The following is a 23,744-nucleotide window of genomic DNA, read 5'->3' on the forward strand; positions in this document are numbered from 1 at the left end:
TCGGAGAACTGGGGCGGGGCGGGCTCGGCGTGAACGGCCCGGGCACCGGCGGGCTGGGGCTGGGGCTGGGGCTGGGGCTGGGGCTGGGGCTGGGGCTGGGGCTGGGGCTGGGGCTGGGGGCCGAGCGTCGCACGCCCTGCCCCTGGGCGGTCGGATGGTCGCGGGTCACGGGGACCACGGGGGTGCGCTGAGCATTCCTGGCGGGCGAGTCCGACGACCCAGGCGGGCTCGTCCTCGCCGGAGGCTGGGGCATCGGGATGAGGCCGTCGAGGTGCGGTGCGGGTGCGGAAAGCGGGCCGTCGCCGGGGTGGTCCGGTTTCGGTGCGGTCGACCGCTGGACAGACGGCCCACTCCCCTGCGGTGTCGGCACCAGTCCTGGCGGGACGGCCGTCGCGGGGATGGTCGCGATCGGGGCTCCGATACCCGCCCGGGTGCGGGGAGGGGTGGGCTGATCGGGTTTCGGCGGCACAGCCGCCACCCGACCAGCGACGGGGAGGCGTCGGGCCGGTTGAGTGACGCGGCGGGCGACTGTCACGGCGGGGCCGAGAGGGCGCAGGGGGACGAGTTCCGGGCGGTCACCGGCAGCGGGGTCGGTCTCGGCACTCCGGCGGAACACTGGGACAGGCGCCGGACGAGTCCGCCCGCGCGAGCCCATCAGGGCAGAGTCGGGACCAGCAGGCCCAGTGGCGGACGCCGGGACATGGTGGGAACCAGCGGGCGCGGGACTAGCCTGCCCCTCCGGGAACACGGTGGCAGCCGCGGAAGTCCCCCCTCCCTGGGGAAAAGTCGGGCCGGGCGCAGGATTCTCCAGCCTTTCATGGTCGACCGGGGCGTGCGCGGACCGTTCCAAACCATGCCCACCAACCGGCCCAAGCACGCCACGCTCCGGCCCATGGCCAACCGAGCCAAACAAACCACGCCCCACTCCTTGACCACCAACCCGGGCAGGCGCAGGACCCTCCAGTCCACGGCCGCCCACCGGGCGATGCGCACGACGCTCCGCTCCCGGACCACCAACCGGGGCAGGGGCAGGACGCCCCGGTCCCTGGCCGCCAACCGGACCAAACGCACCACGCTCCAACCCATGGCCAATCGAGCCAAACAAACCACGCTCCACTCCTTGACCACCAACCCGGGCAGGAGCAGGACTAGCCGCTCCTTCGGGGAACGCCCGGGTGGCACCGGCCAGTCCGTGGAGGACGCCCGCGGGGGCTGTCGGGGTGACCGAGTGCCCCAGGTCCGTGCTGAAGGTGTGGTCCTGCCACGCCGCGAGGCCCGCCCGGAAGCGAAGGCCGTCGCTGACGCCCATCGCGGAGCGTTGGATCACATTGGGCATCGGGCAGGCCGCCTGCCAACCACCGTCCCAAGAGGACCGGTCGGGAACCGTCGCGCGCTGTCGCCGGAGTTTGGTCCACAGGCCCATGTGGTCACCTGCCCTCGTTCGCTCGTGTGTTGATGCGGGAGATCTCCTGCACCCAGCGCCTGCGCTCGTGGTGTTCCAGGTCCAGGATTTCCCCGCGCGGCCAGTGGAAGTGGTAGGCCACGTACGCGACCTCTTCGTGCAGCCGTTCGGCCGCGTACGTCACGATTCCCCCAGGCGGCCCCCGGCGAGGTCGACCTCGAAAGCGGTTCCGCAGGACGGGCAGGACACCCCGGCGCGGGTGTGTCCCTCGCTGTTGACGCGGCGGTAGAAGTCTTGCAGGAACGCGATGTCGGTGGCGTACATGAGCTCGACCACCCCGGCGTGCACGTCGGCGACCGTGCCGAGCTGGGTGATCACCTGGCTCAGCAGCACCACGCTCAGGTAGGCGGGATTCTCCTTGACGCGCAGGTCGATCTGTGGTCGCAGTTCGTCCCTGGCCGTCGCCAGGCGCATTCGGCCGCGCTTGTGCACCACACCGTCTTGGTCCACGTAGCCGCGGGGGAGCTCGAACTCGAACTCGGTGCGCGCGTGGGCGGGCTGCTGCTCCGCCGGGCGCGGCGCGGCGTCGACCAACTCGTCCAGGGTGACCGTGCGGCGCCTCATTCGACGACGATCTGCTCGAAGGTGATGGTCACCTTCTCCGTCGCGGCACTGGACTCACCGGCCTTGAGCGAGGGGCCTTCCCATTTGCTGGCCCAGCCGTTCATCAGCTGCAGCCTGCGCACGGTCGAGCCCTCCGAGTCCTTGATCTCGACGGTGAGGTTCTGCCGCGCCGCGCTCACCGCGCCCTTGTTCAGGGTCTCCTTGATCCACTTGGTGAACTCGCCGCTCTGGTCGAGGCCCCGGGTGATGGTGACCTCGCCGCCCTTCTGGGCGCCAGGCTGCTTGCGCACCAACGGTTTTCCCTGCGAGGTCACCTGGAAGACCTCGACCACGTCCTCTTCCACGGTCAACCCGCTGATCTCCTGGATCGACTCGACGGAGTAGCCGCCGAGCTGCACGCCGAACACGTGCGTGGAGAGAGCGTCACCTTCTGCCATGGCTGCTTCCGCCTTCCCGGGTCATGTCGCTCATTCGCTGACGAGGCTGGTGCTGTCGGAGTACTGGGAGAGCCGGAACACCACGAACTCGGCGGGTTTGACCGGCGCGACACCGATCTCGCACATCACCTGGCCGAGGTCGATGGACTCCTGCGGGTTGGTGTCGCGGTCGCACTTGACGTAGAACGCCTCTTCCGCCGTGCGGCCGAACAGCGCGCCCTGCCGCCACTGCTCGGTGAGGAACGCGGTGATGTTGCGCCGGATGCTCGCCCAGAGGCGGTCGTCGTTGGGCTCGAAGACCACCCACTGGGTGCCCAGGAGAATGGACTCCTCCAGGTAGTTGAACAACCTGCGCACATTGAGATAGCGCCACGCCGGGTCGGAGGAAAGCGTTCGGGCGCCCCAGATCCGGATGCCACGGCCGGGGAACGCGCGCACGCAGTTGACCCCGACCGGGTTGAGCAGATCCTGCTCTCCCTTGCTCAGCCCGGTTTCCAAGTCGATCGCGCCGCGGATCACCTCGTTGGCAGGCGCCTTGTGGACGCCGCGCTCGGCGTCGCTGCGCGCCCACACCCCGGCCACGTGCCCGGACGGCGGCACCAGTGTGTTGCGCCCGGTGGCCGGGTCGAACACCTTGATCCACGGGTAGTACAGCGCCGCGTAGCGCGAGTCGTACCCGGCCTCGTCCATGCGCCAGGCGCGCACCTTCTGCGCGGACAGCCCCGGCGGGGCGTCGAGCACCGCGACCCGGTCGGCCATCTGCTCGCAGTGCGAGATCATCGCCAGCTGCACGGCCTTGACGCCCTCAAGGCCGATCATGCCCCGCTGGTAGGCGCTCATCAGGTCGGGCACGGCCAGCATGGTGATCTCGTCGACCGCTTCGAGCCCGCCGAACCCGGTCCGTGCCTCGATGTCGCCGACGTACTCCTGCGCGTCGAGCTTCGCGGGCGCGCCACTCCGGCCTGCGGGCAGCGTGACGGACTGCCGGTCCGGCCGGGCCAGCGCCGTTCCGGACTGCTCGGTGACCTCGATCAGCCTGGACCGCTCGGCGACCTGGGTGACGACGTAGTTCTTGAGGTTCTTCTTGGTGGAGACGTCGAAAGTCTCCACGACCTTGCCGTCTTGGCGCACCAACAGCTTGAACCGGTCCTCCGGCGGGTTTTCTCCGTCCGCGTCGGCGATCTCGACGGCGATTTCCCCTCCTGTGGAAGGTTTCGCCGAGATCCGTAGACCGCCGAGCGTCGCGGGCACCGCTGCCTGCCCGGTTTCCTGCGTGGCACTGCCGACACGGACGATGTAGGCCGAGCCGCCGCCGTTGGCGAAGTAGCCGTAGACCGCGTGCGGAAGGTAGGCGTCCTCGCTGAAACCGCCGAAGTGCTGGGTGAACTGGTTCCAGTTCGTCACCAGGGTCGGCTCGTGGAAGGGGCCCTGCTCGGCGAAACCGACGAACGCGGCGACCGCGGTGCCGACCCCTTCGATGGGCCGGGCCCCGGACTGAACCTCCTCCACGTACACGCCTGGGGAGAGGTACGACGGCATGTTCGCTCCTTCGGTCATCCGCTCTGGCTTGGTTCAGCGTGTCCTCGCGGGGGCGGGGGCGACAGGTCTGGTGGGGCTCTGGTGGGGGCAGGGTGGCTGCCTTCTCAGGCATTGCTGAGGCTTGGGGGCCGGTTGTGGGGTTGCTCGATGGGGTGGAGTGGCAGATGCTCGGGTTTGCCGCACCGCAACCAGCGAGCACTAGACCTGGCATATGTGCGGGTGTGCTCTTCCTCCACCATCTGGCACCTAGCGGTATGGGTCAGCCAGGTCAGGAGGTTGGGTCGTGGCGGAGGGCTTCGGTGGCTGTGGCTTCGGCTGCGCGCTCGAAGTTGTCGGATGGGTCGCTTATGCGGAGGCCGTCGCCGTGGTCTTCGCCTGGCACTTTGCCTTGGCGTTGTTGGATTACGTGGGTTAGCTCGTGGGCCAGGGTGTGGCGGTCGCCGCCGTTGGGGCCTATCACTACGTGTTCACCGGAGGTGTAGGCGCGGGCGTTGATTTCGGTTGCCGAGCGGGCGGCTGCGGTGTCGGTGTGCAGGCGGACGCTGGAGAAGTTGTGGCCTAGGCGGGATTCCATGTCAGTGCGGAGGGCGGGGGGTAGGGGGGCGCCGGGAGACTTGAGGACGTCGGGGACGGTCGTGGCGGGCTCGTTGGCTGGGGCTAGCAGCCTGCTGGTGGCCTCGTTGCCCGCGGTGCGTTGCAGCGCGGCGATTCCGGCTGGCTCGTCGGGCTTGGGGGTGGCGGACGCGGGCCGTGCGGGGGTGGGGTGGTCATGGTCATGGTCATGGTCGTGGTCGCGCATCGGCTTCTCCTCGCTCGGGAATCAGGAACCGGGATCGTCCAGCCAAGGGCCGAATTCGCTTGCCAGGACCAGCCTTCCGAGCTTGCGGTACTCCTGGCGGACGGCCGCGATCACGTCGGCCATCGTCACGGGGCTGTCGGCTTCCGCTGCCAAGTAGGCCGCGGTCACCGCGCACGCTCGGATGGAGCCGCCTGCCAACTCGAAGCGCTCGGCGCAGAACTCCAGGTCCAGGTCGTCGGCGCGGGGCAGGGCCGTGCCCAGGCAGCGGTCCCAGAGGGCGCGGCGGTGGGGCGCGTCGGGCATCGGGAAGTCGGCGATGACGTCGAGGCGGCGGGTGAACGCGGGGTCGACGTTGGCGCGCAGGTTCGTGGTGAGCACGGCGATGCCGTCGAATGATTCCATGCGCTGCAACAGGTAGGCCGACTCGACGTTGGCGTATCGGTCGCGGGCGTCCTTGACCTCGGAGCGTTTGCCGAAGATCGCGTCGGCCTCGTCGAAGAGCAGGACACCGTGCACGCCCTCGGCCTCGGTGAAGATCCGTTCCAGGTTCTTCTCCGTCTCGCCGATGTACTTGTCGACCACTGTGGACAGGTCGACCACGTAGAGGTCCATGCCGACCTCGGCCGCGACCACCTCTGCCGACATGGTCTTGCCGGTCCCGGACTCGCCCGCGAACAGGGCGACCACGCCGCGGCCCCGCCCGCCGCCGGGGCGCATCTCCCACTGGCCCAGCACGCGGTCCCGGTGCCGCGCCCGCATCGCGAGTTCGCCGAGGTGCCGCCGGGTCTGCTCGGGCAGCACCAGATCGTCCCACCCGATCGACGGTGTGACCCGCCGCGCCAGCCGTTCCAGCCCGGCCCCGTTGCGTGCGCGCACTCCCGCGCGGACGTCCGCCAGGGTCACCGGCCGCCCGGCCAGGCAGGCGAGCCGGGTCGCCATGCCCACCGCCCGGTCGACGTCGTCCGCGCCGAGCCGGTAGCCGGTGAGTTCCGTGGCGAGCGCGTCGTCGCCCAGCGCCGTCGCCCACCGGGACCGCCGCTGATCGATGTCCGCCGCGGGCACCTGGACGGACACCACCGGGCACTGGGTCCACTGCGGATCCCAGTGCCGGGCGCCGTGGAGGATCATCGGAACAGTCAGCGCGCCGATCTCGCGGATCAGCCGAACCCGTTCCGCGACAAGGACATCCACCGGCCCCACGACAAGGCCCGCGCCGCGCAGCGTCGCCTCGCGGGCGGCGGCGGCCAGCGGCGGCTGGTCGGCCAACGCGGCCACGTCGAGCACCACCGCGCCGAGGCCCGCCGCCGCCAGCGCGGCCACCGCCAGCCTTCCCGCCTCGCCATCAGTGTCACGCAAGTGGACTGGTCCGGCGCTGAGGGCTGCCCCGATCGCCTGTGCCAGACCGTCTTGCGGATCTTCGGTCGCCACTATCCGGGCCATGCCCGCCAACACCGGGTCAGGCTCGTCGTCGCCGAGCAGGTGCGCCACCACCCGGTCGGGCACCCGCAGCACCCGGGACAACCCGGGCAGCCCCGGCTCCTGGACCTCGATCAGGCCGCCCGCCACCAGCGGCCCGGTCGCGGCGAACCGAAACCGGCCCGGGCCCGCCGGGGGCAGCCCGCACAGCTCCAACGCCAGCCCGATGGTCGCCCTGCGGCGGGTGACGTCGTCGTTGAGGTAGCCGTAAAGGCGCTCGAAGCGGGCGTCGATGTCCGGTGCCAGCGCGACGAGCAGCAGCTCCACCGCGACCGGGTCGAGGCCGAACCGCCGGGCCAGGGTCAGCAGCCGGGGGCCGGGCGCGGGCACCATCTCGGCGAGCAGATCGAGGTCCGGGTCTTCGACCGGCGGGACGAGCAGTGGCTCCCGGGGCGTGGAAAGCACACGCTGCACCGCTTCGGGAGTCAGGTAGAGCCCGCGGAACGGGTCGTCTGGCGTGGGGTCGGTCGTCCGCCGCGCCGCGACGGCCTGCCGGACCCGCTGCTCCACCGCCCCCAGCCGCGCCCACAGGTACATCAGGTCGGGCGCCTGCACGGACGCCACCGTGTCGGTCACCGGCTCGTCCCCCGCCGCCGCCGTCCAGGAGGCAGCGCCTTCGGCCGGGACACCGCGAAACCTTCGCCCTCGGCGCGGGTCGGGCCGTCGTAGCGGAGGCGGTGCGCCGGTTCGTGCCCGGAGCGCAGGACCACGCCCTCGGTGACCGGCGGCCCGGCCGGTGTGCGCTCCCCCGCCAGCGGCGCGGTGACCTTCAAGTCGATGGCAGGCTTGAGTTCCCCGCCGAGCGCCGACCACACGTCGGTGACCGCGCGGCCCTCGGAGACCGGTCCCGCTGTCTCCAGGGAGACCGGCAAACCCAGCTCCGCCAGGGAACCGGTGAGCCAGCGGGAAGCCAGCGTGTCGGTGCGGGTGAGGGTGGCCAGGGCCTCGGACAGCAGGCGGTGCTCGTCCTGCGGCCGGTTCGTCCACGCCGTCACCAGATAGGAAAGCTGGTACCAGCGCGGCGGTGGCCGCCACGCCACGACCATGCCGTCCGCGTCGTGCTCCTCGACCGTGCCGGTGCGCCGCAGGGCCAGGTCCTCACGGATGTCGTAGAGGAACACGTTGACCGTGGGGCCGTTGCGGCGGGCCGTCCACTCCGACGTCGGCGCGTCGAAGGCCAGTTCGCCACCGCCGCCGGGAACACCCGCCTCGGTGAGCAGTCTGCGGATGCCCTCGTCCACCTCGTGGATCACCAGCGCCTCCCGGTCATCTGCGCCGCACCCAGTCCGGCGGTCCGATGGTGCCGGGCACCACCAGGAACGGCGTGGTCACCGGCCCGAACCCGGGACCGGCCGCGGTGATCACCCGCCTGCCGGGCTGGTCCTTGCCCAGGATCAGCAGTTGGGCGGCGAACCCGCCGTCGGGCCGGGGAACCGCGGGCGCCGCGGGCGCGGTGATGCCGGGCGACCAGGTGAGCCCGACCGGCGCGCCGGGCGGGAAGTCCAGGCCGCGCACGGAAGTCACGAACCCGGGCTCGCCGATCGGCGGCACGGCGACGATCCTGGGCAGCAGCACCCGAAACGGCGTCGACGCGGTATTGTCGGCCGGGTCGGCGTCGGTTCCGGTGGTCCGCAGCGTCGCGGCCACAATGGACTCCCCCGGCGCGATAGGAGCCAGAACCACCCGCACCACCTGGGTTCCGCCCGAGGGCAGGTCCGCCAGCGCGCAGCCCGCCACCGTGCAGCCGGGTGGGACGGCCGCCACGGGCACCGACGCGGGCAGCCCGAAGTCCAGCCGCAGTCCGGTGGCCAGGCCGCCCGAACCGTTGCGCACGGTGTAGGTCACCGTCGATTGACCGCCCACATAGGACGGATTGGGCTGCGCCACGACGCTCACGCCAGGGCCTGCCCGCGGTGGTGGGGGTGGTGGAGCGGGTTCCGAACTGCCGACCGGGATCACCGTGCCCGCGGCGTTGTCGGACGGCAGCGGGTCGAGCACCGGCCCGGCGACCGTGAACCCGACACGGGGCCGTCCGGGCGCCACCCCGACCAGGTTCGCGGTGACCTCGATAGAGGCTCCCGGAGCCAGCACGTCGAAGACGCACCGCACCTCGGCCACGGCGCACCGGCCGCCGTCCGATCGCAAGTCCGCCAACCGGATCTCGTTCGGCACGGCGAGAACCAGCTCCGCGGCAGGCGACGGCGCGGGGCCGCGGTTGGTGACGGTGACGGTCACCGGCACACCGTCGCCGACGTCGACGACCTGCGCCTCCGGTGGCGCGGTGACCGCCAGGTCGACCGACTGCTGCCAGGTCGGCTCCTTCTGCCTGCCGGGCAGGCCCCAGTCGAGCGGGGTCAGCGCGCCGGTGGCCACGTCCAGCACCGCCAGCGCCTCCGGGGACCGCGCGTCGCCCGCGCGGCGGGTAGTCAGCACCAGTTGGCTGCCGTCCGGGGAAAACGTGGCGTCCCGGGGCTGAAATGGGCCTGTGGGCGCGTTGAGCGGTGTCGCGCAGGAACTCGCCGCCGCCGGGAGCAGCACCCGGCAGCCCAGGTCCGCGAGGGAGACGAGCAGCACGCCGTCGTTCTCCCGGTTGAAGACCAGCGACCGGCTGTCCGGGCTGAACGCCGAGCTGTCGTCGGTGACCGCGCAGTCGAACCCGCACACCTGGGCGCTGAGGTCGCGCTGCTGGTCCAGAGTCCCGGCCCGCGCCGTCCACACGTGGTTGTCGCGGACCTCGCCGTTCGGGCCGTCGAACACCCGGCCCCGGGTGAACGCGATCGTGCCGCCGTCCGGGGACCACGACGGCTGGGTGTCCTCCTCGCCCGCGGCTTCCGGCGGCGGGCGCAGTTCCGCGGTCACGGCGCCGGTGGCCACCTCGACCACGACGACCCGGCTGGGGCCGCCGTCCGGGCGCACCCCGCCGGGCGAGCGGCGGGCGAAGGCGATAAACCGGCCGTCGGGCGACCAGGCCGCGTCGAACTCCCAGTCGGTCGGCTGCCGGTCGGCGACCGGCAGCGGGCTCGGGTCGGCCCCGTCGGCGTCTACCAGCCAGATCCGCTGGACCCGCCTGCCGTCGACGTCCTCGAAGCGGCTCACCGCGATCCGCCGCCCGTCCGGGGAATAGCTCTGCCGCTGGTTCCACGGGTCGAATCCCGGCCGAGGGTGGAACAGCAGGTTGGGCTGCTCACCGGCGAGGGGATCTTCCCGCAGCACGGCCAATCCGAGGTCGCGCGGGTCTGCCCCGTCGGGGCGCATGTCCTGCAGGGTCGCGGTGATCCCGTCCGCGGCGGAAGTCCTGGACACCACCAGGTGTTCCCCGCGCGCGTCCTCCAGCCAGGTCGGCGAGCCGACTTGGCGGTCCTCGGCCAACAGCAGCTCGGGAATATTGGTGATGGGGATTCCGGGCGCGGTGTGGGCCTTGTAGACCTTCTCGACGTTCGGATCGGCCGTGCACGAGCAATCCTGGTCGCGGGAGAGGAACAGCAGGGCCTCTCCGTCCGGCTTCCAGGCGGGCCAGCGGCTGCCCCACCCGGCCTGGTTCCCGCCCAGCAGCGGCGTTCCCGCGCCGACGCCGTCGATCACGCGGACCTGGGACGCGGCTGCCCTGGGGAAGGGGTAGAGGGTGTAGGCGATGCGGTCGTCCACCGGGTTCCACGCCGGCTCCCTGGCGTCGCCGCCGGGCTCGCGGGTGACCTGGACGACCGGTCCGCCGGTGACCGGCCGCCGGTAGATTTCCCAGTCACCGCCCCGGTTTCCGGCGAAGGCGATAGTTCTGCCGTCCGGGGAGAAGGTCGGCCAGGTCTCGTCCGCCGCGCTGTCGGTGAGCCTGCGCAGGCCGGTCCCGTCGACACCGACCAGCCACAGATCCCGTTGCGTTCCCACGAATCCGGGCTCGGCTGAGTCGAACACCACGGTTCGCAGGTCGGGTGAGAGCTGCGGGTGCCCGGCGTCCCGGTCGGTCGTCAGCCGCCGCACCGCGCCGTCCGCGGCGCGCAGGTACACCTGGGGCCGGGTGTCGTCGCGCAGGCTGACGAACACGGCCAGGTCGCCGCGCGCGGAAACCTGGTCGTCGTAGTGCGCAGGACCCGGGCCCAGCAGCGGATCGGTCGGCCGCGGCCGGTCGGGCACCGGTTCGAGCACCGCGCCGAGACTGCGGTGTCCGGTGCCGGTGAACGCGATCCGGCCCGCGGGCGAGGGCGCCTCCTGGGCGGCGGCCCGCGTCCGCGCCGTGACTCCCCACACCACCGTGGTCCCGGCGCACAGCGCGGCGACCGCGGCGGCGGCGAGGTAGCGGGTTCGCGCCTTGTGCGCCACATCTCCACCTTCGGTCAGGTTCTGCCGCGATCCTCACCCGCGCCCGCCCGCGCCGCCGAGGTCCCCGCGGGCAGCGTCGCGGAAGACCGCGGGGACACAGGGGCAAGCGCGGATGCCCGATCAGATCAGCCCGTGCCGCAGCGCGTACCCGACCGCGTGCGCCCGGTTGCGCAACTCCAGGCGGGTGGTGACCTGGTGCAGGACGTTCTTCACGGTCCGCTCGGAGAACGACATCTTGGCCGCGATCTCGGCCGTGTCGAGCCCTTCCGAGAGCAGCCGCAGCATGTCCGCCTCGCGCGCGGTGAGCGTGGACATGCCCAGTCCCCGGGGGTCGAGCACGCTGCGCTGCAACCGGCCAACGTGGTCGAGCAGCTTGCCGAGCAAGTCGCCGGGCAGCACCGCCTCGCCCTTGGCCAGCGCGGAAACCGCGGCCACCAACCGGTCCTGGCTCGCCTCCGCGCGGCGGATCACCGCGGCCACCCCGCACTCGATGGCGGTCTGCAGCGAGTTCTGCTCGAACCGGCCGACCACGAGTCCGGTGCGGGTCGCCGACGACCGCTGCAACCGGCGCAGCAGCCGCTCGGCGTTCTCGTCCACCTGGTCCACCACCACCAGCGACACCCGCGCCCGGGACTCCTCCTCCGCCGCCAGCACCTCCACCTCGGGCCGGGGCCGCAACTGCGCGGTGATCCCGGCCCGCAGGACCGGGTCCTCCGCGTACACCGCCAGCGGAACTCTGGTCATGTCACCCCTCCTGAGCGCACCGACACCACAGCGCGAAACGGAGATCCGCGCCCGGTCCCATCCTGCGCGGATCACGCCCCGCGGGGCAGGCGCGCGCCGCCCGCTGTGCACCGCCATTGCCGGTTGATTGCCCTTTCCTCCCTGCCGCGGCCGAACCCGCGTCCCTACCGTTCGACAAGTGAGCACTACGACCGAGTTCGGGCTTCCCACCGTGGTCGTGCCCCCTGGTCTGGAGACCAGCACGACGCTTACCGTCCGCAACGACAGCGACATCGTCGAGGCGTACGAGTTCGACGTCGTGGGCGACTGCGCGCCGTGGACGAGCGTCGAGCCCGCCCGCCTTTCGCTGTATCCGGGCACTTCCGAGCGGGTGACGGTGCTGCTGCGGCCGCCGCGCTCGCCGGAGGTCCTGGCGGGCGAGACACCGCTGGGCGTGCGGGTGCTGCCGGTCGAGCGGCCGACATCGGTGGTCGTGGCCGAGACGACGGTGCTGGTCGAGCCGTTCGGGGCGCAGCGGGTCACGCTGGTCCCCGAGCGCCGCCGCGCCTGGCGCGGCGCCCGCTACCGGGTCGAGGCGCGCAACGAGGGCAACACGCCGGTCACGGTGTCGCTCGCCCCGGCGGCGGCGGACGACCAGATCGCCTACCGCGTCGAGGAATCCGCCGTCGTCCAGCCCGGCGCGGAGACCGAGGTCGGCGTGCGGGTCCGGGTCGGGAAGCTGCTGTGGTTCGGCAAGCCGGTCGACTGGCCGCTGCGGCTCACCGCGGTCGCCGACGCGGCGGGCCCGGTCGCCCTGGACCGCCAGGAGCACGACCTCGACGGCGAGTTCGTCCAGCTTCCGCTGCTGCCCAAGTGGCTGCTGGCGCTGGCCGCGCTGCTGCTGGCGCTCATCCTCGCCTGGCTGGCCCTGGTGCGCCCCGCCGTGCGCAGCGCCGCCCGCGAGGCGGCCGACGACCGGGCGCAGGAGATCGCCGACGTCGGCCGCCAGGAGCAGGACGCCCCGCCCCCGCCGCCCGCCGAGACCCCGAACCCCCCGCCCCCGCAACAGGAAGGCGGCGGCCAGGAGACCGGGCCGGGCACCGGGTCGGGCGGCGGCGGACAGCAGAGTTCGAGCACCATCGAGGTCCGCACCAACGCGGGCGACCGCGGCACGGGCAGCTACACCGTGCCCGAGGGCAAGGTGTTCCGCGTCACCGACATCCTGGTCGCCAACCACCAGGGCGACGAGGGCGTCGTCACCATCGTCTTCGGCGACCGCGTGATCACCACGATCGCCCTGGAGACCTTCCGCAACCAGGACTACCACTGGGTGACCCCGATCGACATCCCGGAGAACGCCGCCGTCTCGGTCGAGGTCGGCTGCGCCCGGCCGGGTACCCCGGCGAGCGGCAGGCAGGCCCGAAACTGCCTGCAACTGCTCAACGTCAGCGGCGAACTGGCCGACCTCCCCCGCTGACCAGGACGCGCCCGCTAGATCACTCCCGCGCGCAGGGCGTAGGCGACCGCGTGCGGCCGGTTGCGCAGGTTGAGCCGGTTGGTGACGGCGTGGATGACGTTTTTGATCATCCGCTCCGAGTAGCAGAGCCGGGCGGCGATCTCCGCGGTGTCGCACCCCTCGGCCATCAGCCGCAGCACGTCGATCTCCCTCGGGGTCAGCCCAGCGGAGTTGTGGCCCAGCGGAGCCAAGATCTCCCGTTGCAGCCGCTCGACGTGCTTGAGCAGCTCGCCGAGCAGGTTCGGCGGCAGGACCCCGCCGCCCGCGGCGGCGGCCAGCACCGCCCTCGGCAGCCGCTCGGTCGTCGCGGCCGCCCTGGGCAGCACCGCCACCACCCGGCACTCCACCGCGGTCAGCACCTCGGCCTCGCCGATCTCGTCGACCACCAGCACGACCGGCGGGCCGAGCCGGGCCGCGGCCGACCGCAGGGTCGAGACCAGCGCCGCGGTGAGCCGGGCGGCCGCGACGACGACCACCTGGGTGGCCGCGGTCGGCGCGCCCGGCTCAACGGCCAGTTCGGGGAACGACCGGAGCTGGCTGGTCAGCCCGACCAGGGTGAGGGGGTCCGCGGAGCTGACCGCGACTCGGACTCGTGTCACTTGTTCCTCCCCAATGCGGTTGTGTCTGCCCCAGCCTGGCCGGGCCGACTCCACGAACTCTTCACGCGGCCGCGGGCGCCCATCACCCGCCGCCGCCCGCGCGTTCCCTGCGGTTCCACTCATCGAGCAGGGCGTCGATCCAGGCGCGCAGCAGCACCGCGGTCTCCGCGTCGCCGCGTGCCCGGCGCAGGTCCCTGGCCGCCGCGGTGAGCTCGGCGACGAGATCGGCGGCGGCAACCTCCCCCGGCGCGCCGCTCACGGCCGCTCCCTGGCGCGCCGCGCGGCGATCCGGAATGCCTCGATGTACTTGGGCAGCTCGATGAGCGCCTGGTCCCAGTGGCCCGCGGTGACCTGTTCGGCGAACGCGGCGTCCACCGCGAGTTTCGCCACCCCCGGGGCGATGTCCGCGCCCGCGGCCGCGCGCAGCCTGCGCGCGATCTCGCGTCTGCGCAGCCGCGCTTTGACGATGTCCAGCGTCCGGTCCAATTCGGCGATCACCCGCTCGGCGTGCTCCGGGTCGACCACGAGCAGGCCCTTGTCGGCGAGGTAAAGGAAGAGGTCGCCAGCGAAGTCCTCAGCCGCGTCGCCCGCGTCATCGGGTCGCCTGCCCATCGCACCTCCGAACGGGTCCGGGAATCGACAGCGCTTCCCGGCGCCGAGATCGCGTCGCCGCACCGGCCTGCCGATCGAGCCCACCACGGCCCCGGCGCGCGGCAAAGCGTTGGGGCGCAGGTGTGCCCCCTCGGGCCCGACCGGGTGCCCGCATGGTCACTGCGCGCACGCGCGGACCGGATGCGCATGGGACCAGTCGGGGGCTCGCTTACTCCGGAAGGGCATTTCCGGCGCGATTAATGAGAATCACACCGGCTTGGTTGCGCGCACATCACAGCCGAGTGTAGGATCACATTCGGTGAATGCGAAATCACTCGCGCCGACCGGGCTACGTCGACGTTCCGCTGGTCTGAAATAAGAACAGGACAGGAAACGATGACGGCGAATAACTCGGCATCGTTGCGCATCGATCTGCTGGGCCAACCCGTCGCCCGGCGCGCAGGTGTCGAACTCGAGTTGGGCTCGGCGCGCAGACGGGCGGTGTTCTCGGTGCTCGCCGTGCGCGCGGGCGACGTGGTCACCCGGGAGCAGCTGATCGACGCGGTGTGGGACGGCGTCCCGCCCGCGAGCGCGGCGGCGATCATCCAGACCTACGTCTCCGACCTGCGCCGGGCGCTGGAACCCCGGCGGGAGCGGTGGTCCGCGGGCGAGGTGCTCACCACGACCGGCGGCGGGTACCGGCTGCTCGTCGCCGACAGCGGCCTGGACATCCGCCGCTTCGCCGCGTTGCGCGAGCAGGCGGGCAGGCATCGGCGCGACGGTGACCCGGTGGCCGAGCGGGCCGCGCTGGAGCGGGCATTGGCGCTGTGGCGCGGCGAGGCGCTCGCCGGGGTGCCTGGCCCCTTCGCGCACGGGCAGCGGGTCCGATTGACCGAACTGCGGCTGGCCACCTGGGAACGGCGCGCGGCGCTTCTTTTGCAAGCGGGCGAACATGACGAACTGGTCGGGGAATTGCCGATGCGCATTCACGAGAACCCGTTTCGGGAAGAACTTCACGGACTGCTCATGACCGCGCTCGCGCGCGGCGGTCGGCGGGCTGAGGCGCTGGCGGTCTACCGCGCGGCGCGGGAGACGCTGGCGGGCCGCACCGGGGTCGAGCCCGGCACCGCCCTGCGCGGCCTGCACGAGCGGATCCTCGCGGGCGAACCCGTCGGCGACGGCGACCCGGTCGCCCGCCCGCGCGCGGGTGGAGCCGAGGCCGTCTCGGCCAGACCCACCCGGTTCATCGGCAGACGCTTCGAGGTGTCGCGGCTGCGGGCGGCGGTGGCCGCGGTCGCGGCAGGCCGCGGCGGCTGCGTCTGGATCGAGGGCGAACGGGGAATCGGCAAGACCGCCGTGCTGACCGAGGGGCTCGCCGGGGCGGAGCGCGCTGGCTGCGGGCTGGTGTGGGCGACCGGCGACGAGGTGACCGGGACCCTGCCGCTGGCCGCGGCCATCGCCCCCGGCCAGGAAAGCCTGACAAGCCTGGGAAACCACGGAAACCTGGGCAGCCCCGAGGACATTCTGGCGCTGGTGCGGGCACGGTGCGGGCAGGCTCCCCAGGTGCTGGTGCTCGACGACGCGCAGTGGGCCGACGCGGCGACCGTCGCGCTCGGCCGCCTGCTGCACCGGCTCACCGCGACGCTGCCGCTGCTGCTGGTCGTGGCCTCCCGGTCGACCGGCGGCCGGGCGCCGGACCGGCTGCGCGCGCCGCTGGTCGGCGGCGGCGCCGAGGTGCTGCGGCTGCGGCAGCTGACCGACGAGCAGATCCGCGACCTGGTGTGGTCGCTGGCGCCCCGGCACGCCGACGCCGAGCTGGTCGCCTTCACCGCCCGGCAGGCGGGTGGGAACCCGCTCTACGCGCGGGCCGTCGTGGCCGCGGTCGTCGACGAGGGCATGGCGACCGACGACGCGGCCACCCCGCCGCCCGGGCTGGCCGAGACCGTGCGCGGGCACCTGGACGCCCTGCCCGAGGGGGCCTACGCGGCGCTGCGGTCGGCGGCCCTGCTCGGCGACGCCTGCGGTGTCGGCGAGCTCGCCGCGGCCATGGGGCTGCCGGTGGAGCGGGTGCTGCCCGACCTCGACAGCGCGATCGACGCGGGCGTGCTGGTGGTGTCCTGGGACCGGCTGCGGTTCCGGCACCCGGTGGTGCGGCGGGTGTTGCGCGGCGGCATCCCCGGCCCGATCCGGGCGGTGCTGCACCGGCAGCTGGCCGAGTCGCTGGCCGCGGCGGCCGCGCCGCCGGAGCGGGTGGCCGAGCAGCTGCTGGCGGGCGCGGCGCGGATGGACGCCTGGGCGTGCGCGTGGCTGGCCAACAATGTCCGGCAGATGTCGGAGCACGCCCCGGACACCGCGATCGATCTGCTGCGGCACACCACCGAGCAAAGCTGCGTGCCGCCGGTGCTGCGCGCGGCGTTCACCTCGACGCTGGTTCGGCTGCTGCTGAACAGAACCGAGGCGGCGAGCCGCCCGAGGTCCGAGAGCGAGACCGCGGCGCTGGACCTGGCCGCGCGGACCCGGCAGGCTCGATCACGGCGGCGCGCGGCGCCGGAGGTGCCCGCGCAGCGGCGGGCGGCGGCGTGCCTGGGCACCGGGACCCGCTCGACACGCAGGCGCGAACCACCCGGATAGCCACGAGCTCGGAAGCGGAGGGACCGTGCGGGCGTGCGACGCCGAACTGCGGGTCAGCGTTCTCGGCCCGCCACGCGCCTGGCTCGGCGACACTGAGATCGCGCTGGGCCCGGCCCGCCAGCGCGCGGTGTTCCTCGCCCTGGCCACCCGCATGGGCCAGGTCGTCGCGCGGCACGAGTTGATCGACGGCGTGTGGGGCGAGCGGCCCCCGGCGAGCGCGAACGGCAGCCTGCACACCTATGTCAGCGGACTGCGGCGCGCGTTGGGCCCGGCCCGCGCGCTGCTGGCGACCGGGGCGGCGGGCTACTCGCTGCGGCTGGCGGGGTGCGCGCTCGACGCCGAGATCTTCGACCGGGCCAGGGCGCGGGCGCAGCGGCGGTTCGCCGCGGGCGACTGGCGCGGGGCGGCGCTGGCGCTGGACGCGGTCGCCGGGCTGTGGCGCGGCGAGGCGTACGCGGGGGTGCCCGGCCCGTTCGCCGCCCTGGAGCGGGCGCGGCTGGCCGAGGCGCGGCTGAGCGCGCTGGAACTGCACGCGCGGGCGGCGATCGAACTGGGCGAGCACGGCTGCCTGCTGCCCCGGCTGCACGCGGAGATCCGCGCGCACCCGCTGCGGGAGTCGCTGCGGGAGGTGCTCATGCGCGCGCTGCACCGGTCCGGGCGGCCGGTGCAGGCGCTGGCCGCGTTCGTGGACGCGCGCCGGACCCTGCTGGCGGAACAGGGGATCGAGCCTGGACCGGCGCTGCGGGACCTGCGCGGCGCGATCTTCGCGCGGGTGGGCGCACCGGTCTCCCAGCCACCGGTCGAATCCGCTGCCTTTGTCGGCCGGGCCGACCAGGCCGCGCTGCTGCGCGGCCTGGTCGCCGACGTGGTCGCGGGCCGGGGCAGGCCGGTGTGGATCGAGGGCGAGCCCGGCATCGGGAAGTCGGCGTTGCTCGCGGTCGCGTTCGCCGACGCGGGCACGCGCGGCTGCGCCCTGGTGTGGGCGGTCGCCGACGAATCGGGCCGGGTGGTCGTCGAACACGGCCACGCGGAGCCCGCCGACCCGTTGTGGAGCACCGCGGTCGACGGGCTGTCCGCGCTGGTCGACCGGGTCCGCGCGGCCGGGCCCCTGGTGCTGGTGATCGACAATCTGCACTGGGCCGACGACGCGAGCGTGCTGCTGTGGCACCGGCTCGCCGCGGCGACCCGGCGGCTGCCGCTGCTGCTGGTGGCAGCGGCCCGGCCAGCCCCGAACCGGCCGAGGCTCGCGCAGGTCCGCCGCGGCGTGCGCGCGCACGGCGGGCCCGTGCTGGTTCTGGGGCCGTTGGACACCGCCGACACCGAGCGCCTGATCGGCCGCGTCGTCGGCGCCCATCCCGGTGCGAGTCTGCGGGCGGTGGCTCGCCGCGCCGCGGGAAACCCGCGCTATGCCAAGGAAATCACCGACAACCTGGTGCGCGAGATGGCGGTGCGGATCGTCGCGGACGTCGCGGAGGCCGACCCGGACCGCGCGGCCGAGGCGCCCCGCTCGCTGCTGGCCGGGGTGCGCCGAACGCTGGATTTCCTGTCCCCGCACGCGCGGGCGGTGCTGTGGTCGGCCGCCGTTCTGGGCGAGGAGTTCGGCGTCGACGACCTCGCGACGGTGACCGGGACGTCGCCGGTGGACCTGGTGCCCGCGCTGGACGAGGCCGCCGCCGCGGCGGTCGTCGTGGCCGCGGGCGACAACCTGGCCTTCGGCCACCCGTTCCTGCGCCAGGCCCTGTACGAGAGCGCCGCGCCACCGGAGCGCGCGGCGGCCCACCGGCGCGCCGCCGAGGCGCTGGCGGGCGCGGGGGCGCCGGTCAGGTCCGTCGCCGAGCAGGTCGCGGCCGCGCCGGTCCCGGTGGACGCGTGGGTCGTGCGCTGGCTGGTGGACAACCACGCCGCCGTCGCCGACCGGGCGCCCTCGATCGCGGTGGACCTCCTGCGCCGGGTCCTGGCCACCGGTTTGCTCACCCGGGCGCGGCGGGCAAGCCTGCTGACCGCGCTGGCCCGGGTCCGGTTTCACCTGGGGCAGCACCCCGAGGCCGAGGCAGAGCAGGCGCTGGCTGCCACGGCCGACCCGGACGAGGCCGCCGAGGCGCGGCAGGTGCTCGCGGCCCTGCGGCACCGGCGCGGGGACACCGACGGCGCGGCCGCCGCCCTGCGCGACGCGGTGGACGACCCCGCGGTGCCCCGGCCCTGGCGCGCCCGGCACCGGTCGCTGCTGGCCGGTTTCCGCCGCGGCGACATGAACGGCCTGGCCGACCCGGCCGACCTGGCCGAGGCGGAGCGGTCCGCGCGGCAGGCGCTGGCCGAGTCGGTCGCCGCAGGCGAGCCCTACCCGGTCGCGCACGCGACGCAGACCCTGTGGCTCGTGCACTCCGTCCGCCGCGACCACGGGCGGGCGCTGCGCTGCGTGGACAGCGCCCTCGCCGTCGTGGGCGAGCGCCCCGACCTCGCCGAGTTGCGCTTCGACCTGATCGACAACCGGGTGTTCACCCTGCAGAACCTGGACCGGCTCGCCGACGCCGAGGCGGCGCTGCGCTCGGCGCGGGAGACAGCCGCGCGGCACGGCCTGCCCGGCGGGCTGCCGGTGTCGGCCGCGGTGCACCACTACTGGACCGGCGACTGGGACCACGCGCTCGCCGACCTGGCCGAGGTCACCGAATACGGTCCCACCGGCATCCGCCCCGGCCTGCGCGACCCCGGCGCCGCCGCGCTGCTGCGACACGGCGTCGCGGCGCTGATCGCGGCCCGCCGCGACGACCGCGCGACGGCGGCCGCCCATCTGGACGCGATCGACGCGCGGCCGCCCAGAACGCTGCCGGAGCGGGAGAACTGCGACTTCTCCCTGATGGTCTTGGCTTTGACCGCCGAGCAGCGGGGCGCTCCCGACGAGGCGCTGCGCGTGCTCGCGCCGGTCCTGCGGCCCGATCACGCCCGGATGATGCTGCGCCACCAGTGGCTCGCGCACGTGATCCGGCTGGCCTTGTCCGTCGGCGACCCGGACCTCGCGCGGGACGCGCTGGCTGTGTGCGCGGCGGAGGCGGACAACGAGGTCGTGCCCGCGCGGGCGGCGGCGGCCCTGGCCCACTGCCAGGCCCTGGTCTCCGGCGACCCGGCCCCCGCGCTGACCGCCGCCGCGCACTACCGCGCCGTGGGCCGACCGCTGGAACTCGCCGCGGCCATGGAGGACGCCGCCGCGCTGCTGGCCGCGGCGGGGCGGGCGCAGGAGGCGACGGCCGCGCTCACCGAGGCGCTCGCGGAGTACGCCCTGGTGCGCGCGCGCTGGGACATCCGGCGCGCGGAGGCCCGACTGGCCACGTTCGGCGTCCGGGCGGACCCGGCCCGCCCCGGGTGGGCCGCGCTGTCGGCGATCGAGGTCAGGATCGCCCGCCTGCTCGCCGCTGGCCTGCCCGCCGCGGAGATCGCGATCCGGCTGGCCATCCCGCGCCGGACCGTGCAGGAGCACGTGTCCGGGGTGCTGGACAAACTGTGGGCGGGGGCAGGCGACCGCGTCGGCTGAGGCGGCACCGGTCCGGGGCGGCCCGACCCGCGGTGGCTGCCGGGTCGGGCCGCCCCGGACCGGGGCGTCACAGCAGGCTCAGCGCGTTCGCTTCCTCGGCGGGGGCGGCCGCGGGGATCGCCGCGTCGCCGACGGACCAGGTGCCCAGCGCGATCTCGGCGGTGATGCCGGGACCGAAGCCCGCGATCAGGCCCTGGGCGTCGTGGTGCGCGCCGCCGTTCTCGAAGAGCCTGCGCAGGGCGTCGAAGACCACCGCGCTGGCGATGTTGCCGTACTCGGTGAGTGTCGCCCGGCTGTGCCGGAAGGCCTCCGGCTCCACGCGCAGGAAGCGGCACAGGTCGTCGAGGATGCGCGGCCCGCCCGCGTGCACGATGTAGAAGTCGAGCCGGGAGGCGTCCCAGCCGTGCGACCGGGCCAGCGACAGCAGCGCGGGCGCCAGCGGCTCCATGGTGGTCGGCACCCGCTTGTCCAGCAGGAAATGGAACCCGGTCTCCCGCACGCTGTAGGCGATCCAGTCCTCGGTGTCTGGCACCAGGTGCGAGCCGTTGCGCCGCAGGTGGATGCCCTCGCCGCCTTGTCCGCGCACGACCGCAGCGGCCACCGCGTCGCCGAAGAGCCCGTTGGACAGCAGCGTGCCCACGCCGATATCGGTGGGCTGGTAGCACAGCGAGCAGAACTCGCAGGCCACGATCAGCACGTTGCCCTTGGGATAGGCCATGCAGAAATCGTGCGCCCGGTTGATGGCCATCCCGCCCGCCGCGCAGCCAAGCTGCGCGATGGGCATCTGCCGCGTGTCCTGCCGGAAGCCCAGATTGTTGATCATCCACGCGGTGAGCGACGGCATCATGAACCCGGTGCACGAGACGTAGATGATGAGGTCGATCTCGCTGGCGTCCAGGCCCGCGTTGGTGAGCGCGGCGTGCGCCACCGCGGGCACCCGCGCCTTGGCCTCGGCCTCGTAAACCTCGTTGCGCCAGCGGAAACCCCGGTGCCGCAGGGTCTCCTCGATTGGCTGGACCAGATGTCTCTTTCGCACGCCGGTGTTAGCGATCAGCCGCAAGGCCAACGACAGCTGCGGATGCTCGGCGTGCATCTCGCGCGCCAGATACAGCGTCTGCTCGACGGTGATCACATGCTCCGGAACGGCGACAGCCGGTTTGCACAGGATTGCCATGCGATCCCTTCCTCTTCTTCCGCCCCCGAGGCGCTCGACGCGCCAGTTTCACTGTCCATCGAGGATGGTCGTCCGCCGCGAACAAAGGCGAACGGAAGAGCATCGGATCACTGGAAAGAGTGAAAAACTTAGATCACACCCCGGCAAGTTCACGAAATCGGGGAAAGTTCGCAAATACCCCCGAACAGTGAGACCTAGATCACCGAGCCTGTTGGCGAGACGAAGAAGTCCCCGCGGTCCGCCTGCCCATGTTCTTCGCATGTGACATACGGGCCGTCGTCGCACATTGTCGAACGCGGACCGAACCGCGAGGTGCGCACTGCGCCAATCCAGTGGTCAGATCGAGAGAAGAACTCACCATGAGTGACGGCGCGCCGGAGAGTGAACTCGATAGTGGGAACCAAGAAAACGATCTCTTAACGACCATGCGCCGGGGTTACTCTCGATTTGTTCGGACCGTCCAGACCGAGGAGGATCACTATGTTGGGCCAAAGAGAATGGGAATCAGTCGCTCCCTTCGCGCCAGATCGGCAGGCCGAGGTAATCCGGTTGATCGAGGCAGGCGAGGCTCCCGAGAGCGGCGCCTTCCGGACGAGCGGTCCCCGGATGGCCGGGTTGCTGGCGCTGGGCCTCCTTCTTGCGCTATCCCCCGACCCGGACGAGAAGGAGCCGATCGAGGACAGCGCCGCCGCGCGCAGCATGTTCGACGAACTCGCCTTCGCACTGTGAAAGGTAACGGGTGAAAATCACCGAAACCCGTTCACAGGCTCCCGCGGACGCCACGGAGTCGCTGGCGGAAAGCGTGCTGCGGGCCCTCACCGGCCCGCGTCACGCTTTCCGCCTGCGGGAGCATGTGCACAATCCCACAGACCTGGCCGCGGTCCGCGTCCTCAACACCGACGCCCTCGCGCCCTTCGCCCTGCACGAGCAGCCCATCTCCGCCGAAGACGCCGAGGTGATCCGGGAAGCCGTGCTGACCTACCCGCCGCCAGAGCCGACCGACCACGGCTCCGCCCTGCTGTGGCGCTACCGGGACTGGGCCCTGGGACGCCTGCTGCGCGATCTCGGCGGGCACGACGTGCCCGGAACGCCCGAGGCCCCCGGCGGCGACTCGGAAATCTCCGCGCCCACCGCGGAGTTCCCCACCGGGCAGGGATGGCCTGCGTTCACCGCGCTGCTGGCGCAGCTTTCGTCGCTGGCCATGCCCGGTCTGCGGAGCCCCGCCAGGGACCAGGCAAGGCTTCGCCGCCAAGACCTCACCCGCGGCATGGTCCGGGCGATGCTGCGCAAAGACCCGCCGACCGCGGCGCGGCTGGCCCGCTGGGTCGCCCTCGACCTCGCAGACGAGCCGGAGCCGCTGCTCGCCCCCGCCTTGGCGCACCTGGAGTTCTACGCCACCACCGCGCCGAGGGCGCGGCTGGAACTGACGATCGCACGGCTGCTGGAGGCCAGGAAGTGACCACGACCGACAGCGCCGAGTTGGCGCACCGGGTCTACGCGCGGGCCCTGGACTGGCTCTCGGCCACCCGCTCCTGCTTCGCCCTGCCCGACCTCCCTGCCTACGACCTGGACCTCGACACGTTCAAGGCACTCGCCGAGTTGGCCGTGGCCGCGCGGATCGTGATGCGGGAGGCGGTTGCCGGGCCCAAGGCCGCCGACACGGCCCGCTCGCTGCTGGACTTCGGCTGGCACCAGCTGCGCGGCGGCGACCTGCTGTACGCGATGCAGCAGGAGATGCCGCCCACCACCCACGTGCTGGAGACGTACTCGACGTTCAAGGCGGCGGGCTACGAGCACCCGGCGCTGGAGCGGTTCCTCGCCCACCTGCAGACCGCGCGCTCGGCAACCGGCGTCGAGCTGGTGCCCAACCGGCAGCTCGGCCTGGTCGCCGCCTGCCGCAGGCTCGGCCTCCCGCCGCACCGCGACCCGGCCGAGCTGATCTCCCGGACCTGGCTCGGCACTCTTCCCGAGCCCTGGATGTTCGACGCGTACAACGGCTACGCGATGACCCACACCGTCTTCCACACCACCGATTTCGGCGAGAACCCGGCCGGGCTGCCGGAGCCGCTGCAGGACTACCTGCACCGGTGGCTGCCCGCGTGGGTCGAGGTCTACGCCGAGACCAAGCTGTGGGACCTGCTGGGCGAGCTGCTGATCGTGGGCCTGTGCCTGAGCGAGCCACAGTTCCACCCGCACGCCTGGGCCCTGCTCGCGGCGGCCCAGCGCGCCGACGGGATGCTGCCCAACGGGGTGACCAAGCCGCCGGACGACCCGGTGCGGGCGTGGCGCAACCACCACCACCCGACGGTCGTCGTGGTGATCGCCGGGACGATGATCCTGTCCCGGGTGGTCAGCGGCGCGCTGCGGCCGGTCGGCGCGTCGGCGTGACCGGC

At 73.0% G+C, this 23,744-nt stretch carries 20 protein-coding genes; 7 read left to right on the plus strand and 13 right to left on the minus strand.

What is annotated here, in order from left to right:
- Window positions 1-191, plus strand: a 191-nt coding sequence (locus BLS56_RS32575) for a hypothetical protein (RefSeq protein WP_228771944.1), incomplete at its 5' end; no start/stop codon positions are given.
- 1,236 nt (window positions 192-1,427) lie between these two features.
- Here BLS56_RS32575 and BLS56_RS31800 read toward each other — a convergent pair.
- The 9 genes from BLS56_RS31800 to BLS56_RS26080 all read right to left on the minus strand — a co-directional run bounded on the left by BLS56_RS31800 (window position 1,428) and on the right by BLS56_RS26080 (window position 11,335).
- Window positions 1,428-1,586, minus strand: a complete 159-nt coding sequence (locus tag BLS56_RS31800; RefSeq protein WP_175483051.1) for a DUF6760 family protein — start codon at window positions 1,584-1,586, stop codon at window positions 1,428-1,430.
- A complete protein-coding gene (locus tag BLS56_RS26045; protein WP_091456083.1) occupies window positions 1,583-2,026 on the minus strand; it encodes a hypothetical protein in 444 nt (147 codons plus the stop codon). The genes BLS56_RS31800 and BLS56_RS26045 overlap by 4 nt, the downstream gene beginning before the upstream one ends.
- A complete protein-coding gene (locus tag BLS56_RS26050; protein ID WP_091456086.1) occupies window positions 2,023-2,463 on the minus strand; it encodes a phage tail protein in 441 nt (146 codons plus the stop codon). The genes BLS56_RS26045 and BLS56_RS26050 overlap by 4 nt, the downstream gene beginning before the upstream one ends.
- Window positions 2,464-2,493: 30 nt before the next feature.
- Window positions 2,494-4,002 (minus strand): phage tail sheath family protein, encoded by a 1,509-nt coding sequence (locus BLS56_RS26055; RefSeq protein WP_091456285.1) that lies wholly within the window; start codon window positions 4,000-4,002, stop codon window positions 2,494-2,496.
- 268 nt (window positions 4,003-4,270) lie between these two features.
- Window positions 4,271-4,801 carry an eCIS core domain-containing protein gene (locus tag BLS56_RS26060; protein ID WP_091456089.1) on the minus strand — a complete coding sequence of 177 codons (531 nt, stop codon included), beginning with the start codon at window positions 4,799-4,801 and terminating at the stop codon, window positions 4,271-4,273.
- 21 nt (window positions 4,802-4,822) lie between these two features.
- Window positions 4,823-6,814 (minus strand): ATP-binding protein, encoded by a 1,992-nt coding sequence (locus BLS56_RS26065; protein WP_091456288.1) that lies wholly within the window; start codon window positions 6,812-6,814, stop codon window positions 4,823-4,825.
- 35 nt (window positions 6,815-6,849) lie between these two features.
- Complete coding sequence (locus tag BLS56_RS26070; protein ID WP_091456091.1) at window positions 6,850-7,530, minus strand: DUF4255 domain-containing protein; 681 nt, start codon at window positions 7,528-7,530, stop codon at window positions 6,850-6,852.
- 13 nt (window positions 7,531-7,543) lie between these two features.
- Window positions 7,544-10,591, minus strand: a complete 3,048-nt coding sequence (locus BLS56_RS26075; RefSeq protein WP_091456093.1) for a DUF11 domain-containing protein — start codon at window positions 10,589-10,591, stop codon at window positions 7,544-7,546.
- Between the two features lie 120 nt (window positions 10,592-10,711).
- Window positions 10,712-11,335 carry a helix-turn-helix transcriptional regulator gene (locus BLS56_RS26080; protein WP_091456096.1) on the minus strand — a complete coding sequence of 208 codons (624 nt, stop codon included), beginning with the start codon at window positions 11,333-11,335 and terminating at the stop codon, window positions 10,712-10,714.
- A gap of 178 nt (window positions 11,336-11,513) precedes the next feature.
- On the opposite strand from BLS56_RS26080, the gene BLS56_RS26085 reads away from it, so the two are divergent.
- Window positions 11,514-12,791 (plus strand): COG1470 family protein, encoded by a 1,278-nt coding sequence (locus BLS56_RS26085; RefSeq protein ID WP_091456099.1) that lies wholly within the window; start codon window positions 11,514-11,516, stop codon window positions 12,789-12,791.
- Between the two features lie 14 nt (window positions 12,792-12,805).
- Here BLS56_RS26085 and BLS56_RS26090 read toward each other — a convergent pair whose 3' ends face one another.
- From BLS56_RS26090 to BLS56_RS26095, 3 genes are all read right to left on the minus strand, one after another.
- Window positions 12,806-13,429: a helix-turn-helix transcriptional regulator gene (locus BLS56_RS26090; protein ID WP_091456101.1), complete on the minus strand. Its 624-nt coding sequence runs from the start codon at window positions 13,427-13,429 to the stop codon at window positions 12,806-12,808.
- An 82-nt stretch (window positions 13,430-13,511) separates the two neighbouring features.
- The gene (locus tag BLS56_RS31805; protein WP_175483053.1) at window positions 13,512-13,688 is read right to left on the minus strand and encodes a hypothetical protein; all 177 of its coding nucleotides are present in this window, start codon (window positions 13,686-13,688) and stop codon (window positions 13,512-13,514) included.
- The gene (locus tag BLS56_RS26095; protein ID WP_091456103.1) at window positions 13,685-14,041 is read right to left on the minus strand and encodes a hypothetical protein; all 357 of its coding nucleotides are present in this window, start codon (window positions 14,039-14,041) and stop codon (window positions 13,685-13,687) included. Before BLS56_RS26095 ends, BLS56_RS31805 begins: the two co-directional genes overlap by 4 nt.
- A gap of 375 nt (window positions 14,042-14,416) precedes the next feature.
- On the opposite strand from BLS56_RS26095, the gene BLS56_RS26100 reads away from it, so the two are divergent.
- On the plus strand, window positions 14,417-16,651 hold the full coding sequence (locus BLS56_RS26100) for a BTAD domain-containing putative transcriptional regulator (RefSeq protein WP_091456107.1): 2,235 nt from the start codon (window positions 14,417-14,419) through the stop codon (window positions 16,649-16,651).
- A gap of 25 nt (window positions 16,652-16,676) precedes the next feature.
- A complete protein-coding gene (locus tag BLS56_RS26105; RefSeq protein ID WP_267463949.1) occupies window positions 16,677-20,177 on the plus strand; it encodes a BTAD domain-containing putative transcriptional regulator in 3,501 nt (1,166 codons plus the stop codon).
- A gap of 67 nt (window positions 20,178-20,244) precedes the next feature.
- Here the strand turns inward: BLS56_RS26105 and BLS56_RS26110 are convergent, their stop codons facing one another.
- Window positions 20,245-21,351 (minus strand): type III polyketide synthase, encoded by a 1,107-nt coding sequence (locus BLS56_RS26110; RefSeq protein ID WP_091456109.1) that lies wholly within the window; start codon window positions 21,349-21,351, stop codon window positions 20,245-20,247.
- 480 nt (window positions 21,352-21,831) lie between these two features.
- Here BLS56_RS26110 and BLS56_RS26115 point away from each other — a divergent pair, with 480 nt between their 5' ends.
- The 3 genes from BLS56_RS26115 to BLS56_RS26125 are packed head-to-tail and all read left to right on the plus strand — an operon-like array spanning window position 21,832 to window position 23,739.
- The gene (locus BLS56_RS26115; RefSeq protein WP_091456111.1) at window positions 21,832-22,080 is read left to right on the plus strand and encodes a hypothetical protein; all 249 of its coding nucleotides are present in this window, start codon (window positions 21,832-21,834) and stop codon (window positions 22,078-22,080) included.
- A gap of 10 nt (window positions 22,081-22,090) precedes the next feature.
- Window positions 22,091-22,810 carry a hypothetical protein gene (locus BLS56_RS26120; RefSeq protein ID WP_091456114.1) on the plus strand — a complete coding sequence of 240 codons (720 nt, stop codon included), beginning with the start codon at window positions 22,091-22,093 and terminating at the stop codon, window positions 22,808-22,810.
- Window positions 22,807-23,739 carry a DUF6895 family protein gene (locus BLS56_RS26125; protein WP_091456116.1) on the plus strand — a complete coding sequence of 311 codons (933 nt, stop codon included), beginning with the start codon at window positions 22,807-22,809 and terminating at the stop codon, window positions 23,737-23,739. The genes BLS56_RS26120 and BLS56_RS26125 overlap by 4 nt, the downstream gene beginning before the upstream one ends.
- Window positions 23,740-23,744 lie beyond the last annotated feature (5 nt).

The organism is Actinokineospora iranica (assembly GCF_900101685.1).
In the GTDB taxonomy this organism is placed as follows: Bacteria; Actinomycetota; Actinomycetes; order Mycobacteriales; family Pseudonocardiaceae; genus Actinokineospora; species Actinokineospora iranica.

Bases quoted from the DNA above. Each gene is read 5' to 3' on its own strand.
- BLS56_RS26100 (WP_091456107.1), top strand. From the start codon at position 14,417: ATGACGGCGAATAACTCGGCATCGTTGCGCATCGATCTGCTGGGCCAA.
- BLS56_RS26110 (WP_091456109.1), bottom strand. From the start codon at position 21,351: ATGGCAATCCTGTGCAAACCGGCTGTCGCCGTTCCGGAGCATGTGATC.
- BLS56_RS26045 (WP_091456083.1), bottom strand. From the start codon at position 2,026: ATGAGGCGCCGCACGGTCACCCTGGACGAGTTGGTCGACGCCGCGCCG.
- BLS56_RS26065 (WP_091456288.1), bottom strand. From the start codon at position 6,814: ATGTACCTGTGGGCGCGGCTGGGGGCGGTGGAGCAGCGGGTCCGGCAG.
- BLS56_RS26095 (WP_091456103.1), bottom strand. From the start codon at position 14,041: ATGGGCAGGCGACCCGATGACGCGGGCGACGCGGCTGAGGACTTCGCT.
- BLS56_RS26080 (WP_091456096.1), bottom strand. From the start codon at position 11,335: ATGACCAGAGTTCCGCTGGCGGTGTACGCGGAGGACCCGGTCCTGCGG.
- BLS56_RS26060 (WP_091456089.1), bottom strand. From the start codon at position 4,801: ATGCGCGACCACGACCATGACCATGACCATGACCACCCCACCCCCGCA.
- BLS56_RS26115 (WP_091456111.1), top strand. From the start codon at position 21,832: ATGTTGGGCCAAAGAGAATGGGAATCAGTCGCTCCCTTCGCGCCAGAT.
- BLS56_RS26050 (WP_091456086.1), bottom strand. From the start codon at position 2,463: ATGGCAGAAGGTGACGCTCTCTCCACGCACGTGTTCGGCGTGCAGCTC.
- BLS56_RS26055 (WP_091456285.1), bottom strand. From the start codon at position 4,002: ATGCCGTCGTACCTCTCCCCAGGCGTGTACGTGGAGGAGGTTCAGTCC.